Origin of the sequence: Shewanella sp., assembly GCF_051658185.1 — a bacterium.
Lineage (GTDB): Bacteria > Pseudomonadota > Gammaproteobacteria > Enterobacterales > Shewanellaceae > Shewanella.
Map to the genome: position 1 here is coordinate 1 of NZ_JBOFMC010000042.1, position 4,421 is coordinate 4,421.

The window sequence follows — 4,421 nt, forward strand, 5'->3', positions numbered from 1 at the left end:
CCCTTAAGTCTTCCGATATGACGGAGCATCCAGCGGTCCAGCCAACACACCTCCAGACTGAGAATCTCACCGTGGCGCAAACTGCAGATGACTTGGCCACGCCTTTCGCGAAAGCAAGCTACCTAGCCCAAGATAATGAGCAAAATAAGGCTCCATCTGAGCCGTTAACCAATCAGCCTGTTTCGCTGAAAAAACAGCAAGTGTTTGATGCAAACGAGGCCAAGCTCAATGCCGCTCAAGAGGCGCTTAAAGGAGCCCAAGCCTTTGCCCCTGATACGCCAGTACAAGATTTTACCGATATTGAGGCGCTGGTGGATGCGACCTTGTCTGACGCGCCGAACATGCTCAATGCGAATGCTCTTGCGCCTAAACTTCGGCAATCAGGTCGTTGGTCTTGGCCTGCGCGCCTTGCCATGCTGAGTTTAGTGCTATTGGTGCTCGTGCAAACGGCGTTGGGGTTAAGATCCGCTTGGATTGATAGCCCTTGGTTATTTGGTTTTTATGCAATAGTGCTCGGCACTGTGCTGACTTGGGCCATCATCGGGGCGCTAGGGGAGTATCGTAAACTTAAGCGCCTCAAACAGGTCGCGGATAACCAAGCAACCAGCGCGCGGCTTTGTCAAAGCATGCAAATGGGGGAGGCCGACGGTTTTATCAAACAAATTGTTTGTCACTATGATGATAGCCAAGGATTGCAGCAATTTAAGAAGTCATTAACCGCTGAGCATAATGATGCTGAGAAAATCTTATTATTCGAGGATTTAGTGCTGACGGAGCGGGACGAACTGGCGCGTAAAATTGTGCGAAGGTATGCGGCAGAATCAGCGCTGCTGTTGGCGGCGAGCCCGCTGGCGGTTCTTGATATGGCAATTATCCTCTGGCGTAATCAACGCATGCTGCAGGACGTGGCTCGCTGCTATGGCATTGAGCTAGGATACTGGAGCCGAATTCGGCTTATTCGTAGCATTATTATTAACATTATCTATGCGGGTAGCAGTGAGTTAGTGACCGATTTAGGCACGCAGCTGTTATCGGTTGAAATGACTGGCAAATTATCTGCCCGCTTAGCCCAAGGCTTGGGGGGGGGCATGTTAACTGCTCGCCTCGGATATCAAGCCATGGCCCTGTGCCGGCCCATTGTATTTAGGGAGGAGCAGCGGCCAAAATTATCTCAGGTGCATCAGGAGTTGTTAATTGAGCTCAAACAGTTTTCAGGTAAGTTATTTACTCAGGCTGGCCGTGATGCCCTAAAGAGGCAATTTACCGAGATTGATGATAAGCCCGTTCAATCGGTTAAGGACAACTTGCGCAAATAGCCGCTGTTCATCAATGGCACATCAATGCAATTGCCGTACAAATGCCCAAACCATGCGCTAATGGACCCGTCCCTTAGCGCATTTTTTTGACATCCTCCCCACCTCATTCGGTGAAAGATTCTAATGACATGTCCGCTCGCTAAATAGCGCTAGATGCAAGTGTCCCTAAACAGTCAACTGTAACAAGTTGATTACACGCGGCGGGCGGCAATTTTTGCTCGATTGCTGGCTTAAGTGCGCGAGCGCGTTATGGTAGGACTTGTGCGATAGCGCAACTCTGGTCGTTGGGAAAAACTCTGGTCGTTGGGAAAGTCATGACATCGCGCAACAGTTTGATCCTGTGATGGCTGGAATGCTTCTAACCATAGAGGTTCTGCTTAAAAATCATTTTCTTATACGCCTAAGCTTAAGGCTAATTATCAGGAGTGAGCGATGCAAGATAACTCAGGCAAAAGTTGGAAAGCGGCCACTCAGGTCATTCATGGCGGACATGAGCGGGAGGCCTTTGGCGCCTTAGTGACTCCCCTTTATCAAACGGCAACTTTTGTGTTTGAGTCTGCGCGCGAAGGCGGTGCCCGTTTTGCGGGTGAAGATCCGGGGTATATTTACACGCGTTTGGGCAATCCAACGACCAGCGAGCTTGAGCGTAAAATGGCGGTGTTAGAGGGGGCCGAGGCATGTGCGGCCACGGCGTCGGGGATGGGCGCGGTCTCAGCCGCGCTATTGGCAAACCTACAATGCGGCGACCATTTAGTCGCTTCTCATGTGGTGTATGGTTGCACCTTTGCATTAATGACTCAGCAATTAGCGCGTTTTGGCATCGAGGTCTCCTTAGTGGACTTTAGCTCGATAGTCGAGATTGAAGCGGCAATAAAATCCAATACTAAGGTCATATTTTGTGAAACCCCAGTGAATCCTCATCTCCAAGTGTTTGATTTAGTAGCGATAGCTCAGCTGGCTAAACGTCATCAACTGCTAAGTATTGTGGACAATACTTTTATGACGCCTTTGCTGCAGCGCCCGCTAGCGCTAGGAATTGATGTTGTGGTGCACAGTGCAACTAAATATCTTAATGGCCATGGTGATGTGATTGCCGGCATAGTGTGCGCCACTAAGGATCAGATCCATAAGATTAAATTTGAAATATTAAAGGATCTCGGCGCGGTGATTTCGCCCCATGATGCGTGGCTTATTTTACGGGGGCTTAAAACATTAGATGTCCGGTTGCAGCGCCATTGTGACAGCGCTGAACGTGTCGCCCAGTTTTTAGAACAGCACCCTGCCGTAAAGCGGGTTTACTACCCGGGGCTTCCCTCTCATCCGGGCTACTGTTTAATGGGTCAGCAAATGAAACGTGCTGGGGGGGTAATCGCCTTTGAACTTAAGGCGGATTTACAACAAGCGATGGCTTTTACCGGGCAGTTAACTTTGTTCTCTATTGCAGTGAGTTTAGGGGATGCTGAGTCGCTCATTCAGCATCCCGCATCGATGACCCATTCGCCCTATACCCCAGAGGCGAGAGCTGCGGCAGGGATCAGCGATAATTTACTGCGGATCTCTGTTGGCTTAGAAGATTGTGACGATATTATTGCCGATCTCAATCACGCATTAACAGGATTAGTGCCTTCAGAGGACAGTTAACTGTCCTCTGGTAACTCAACATATCGCGCAAATCGTGATTCATATTTATTCTGGCGGTTTGGAAATTACCATCGTCTTAGACTATTTTTGATTGGAGGCCACGGAAGTAGGACGAAAGGCCGAATATCAAGGAATAGAGGAATCATTATGAAGACGACCCAACGTTTATCCGCGATTGTGAGTGCGATTGCTTTTACAGCATTGTTAACTGTGCCCGTGATGGCAGCAGATCCCGTTAAAGATGCGACAAAATTGCAGACTCAAACCAAAATGGCCCCTAAAGAAGCGGCCGCAGTTGTTAAAAAAACCAGTGCACAGATAGCGCCAGTCAATATCAATACCGCCTCTTTTGAGGAGTTGCAATTGCTGCAAGGTATTGGTGTGGCTAAAGCGAAGGCGATTATGGATTACCGTACTAAAAATGGTAAATTTACCTCGGTTGATGATTTAGCCAATGTTTCAGGAATTGGGGTTAAATTGATTGAGCAAAATCGGCATTTAATTAAACTTTAAGCGACGGCTGTTTAGGCTAAGTGAGCGTCAGCTTATTGCCCAAGCCTGCATACGGCGAGTATCGCTAAGATAAAACACCTATCGGGTGGTTGTTATAAAAAGCCTACAGCTTAATCACTGCAGGCTTTTTTATCGATTAATCGACGAGTTGAAATCGATTTAGCAATATCGACGTAAACCATCGGCCAATGCGGGCGGTGATATCAGTCGAAATTGCGATAGCAATTTAAATGCAATACTCTCAATTGTCTGTAACGAAAACCAAGTGCAGAAGATAAAACTAATTTTCAACTGACTGACCAAGAAGACCCCACATAGCCTAGTAGCAGATTGTGGCAAGGGAACCGTTATGGCGCAGCAGTTTAAAGTTATCAACGCGGCTGGACGGTCGTGTCTGCTTGTGGAGGCTTACGTAAGACTCGATATGTTGAGCGATAGCCTGTGAAACAAGAAGCATCGCCTGATAAGGCGGTGAGAAGTCACTCAAGGGTCCTTGTTAATGTTACAAGCTTCTCGGCCTTGGATTCGGCAAGCGCGGGCCTTTAGATACTGAGGTTGACCTAAAAAAATAGGTTTCAGCTATAACCATGCCTAGGGGTTATGAAATTCAAAGGAACTAAACAGGATGTGAGATGTGCTCATAGCGGGCGGCGTTAGGTTGCCGATAGAACGGTTTGTTTATAGATTGGCCAGTTAAACGGGATATCAGACAAACGCATGGATTAACACTTGATCCCTTGGGTGGCATAGGGGATAATCCGCCTCGTTCTAGTGACGTTCTCATATTAACATGGGATGTGACTTGAAGTTATGGTGACCCTAGGGTCCCCCCGCAATGATAACTTGTGAACTCGGCCAGGCCCGGAAGGGAGCAACCGCAGCAAGCGACTCGTGTGCCGGGGTGTCGGCTCTAGGGGAACCTCCAATCTCTCTCAGGTTTCCCAGCTATAC

General features: G+C 48.3%; 3 protein-coding genes and 1 other RNA gene. All 4 read left to right on the plus strand.

The window, feature by feature from the left end; all coding sequences use genetic code 11:
* Positions 1–17 precede the first annotated feature (17 nt).
* The 4 genes from ACRCZA_RS01735 (at position 18) to ffs (ending at position 4,387) form a co-directional block, all read left to right on the plus strand.
* Complete coding sequence (locus tag ACRCZA_RS01735) at positions 18–1,316, plus strand: TIGR01620 family protein (RefSeq protein WP_438672765.1); 1,299 nt, start codon at positions 18–20, stop codon at positions 1,314–1,316.
* Between the two features lie 432 nt (positions 1,317–1,748).
* Positions 1,749–2,957: a methionine gamma-lyase gene (gene megL / locus ACRCZA_RS01740; protein ID WP_438672763.1), complete on the plus strand. Its 1,209-nt coding sequence runs from the start codon at positions 1,749–1,751 to the stop codon at positions 2,955–2,957.
* Between the two features lie 147 nt (positions 2,958–3,104).
* Complete coding sequence (locus ACRCZA_RS01745) at positions 3,105–3,470, plus strand: ComEA family DNA-binding protein (protein ID WP_438672764.1); 366 nt, start codon at positions 3,105–3,107, stop codon at positions 3,468–3,470.
* An 819-nt stretch (positions 3,471–4,289) separates the two neighbouring features.
* An RNA gene (gene ffs / locus ACRCZA_RS01750) (signal recognition particle sRNA small type) lies at positions 4,290–4,387 on the plus strand.
* The last annotated feature ends 34 nt before the right edge of the window (positions 4,388–4,421 follow it).

Excerpts from the sequence above, each read along its gene's own strand:
- megL (WP_438672763.1), top strand. The coding sequence starts at position 1,749 with ATGCAAGATAACTCAGGCAAAAGTTGGAAAGCGGCCACTCAGGTCATT.
- ACRCZA_RS01745 (WP_438672764.1), top strand. The coding sequence starts at position 3,105 with ATGAAGACGACCCAACGTTTATCCGCGATTGTGAGTGCGATTGCTTTT.
- ACRCZA_RS01735 (WP_438672765.1), top strand. The coding sequence starts at position 18 with ATGACGGAGCATCCAGCGGTCCAGCCAACACACCTCCAGACTGAGAAT.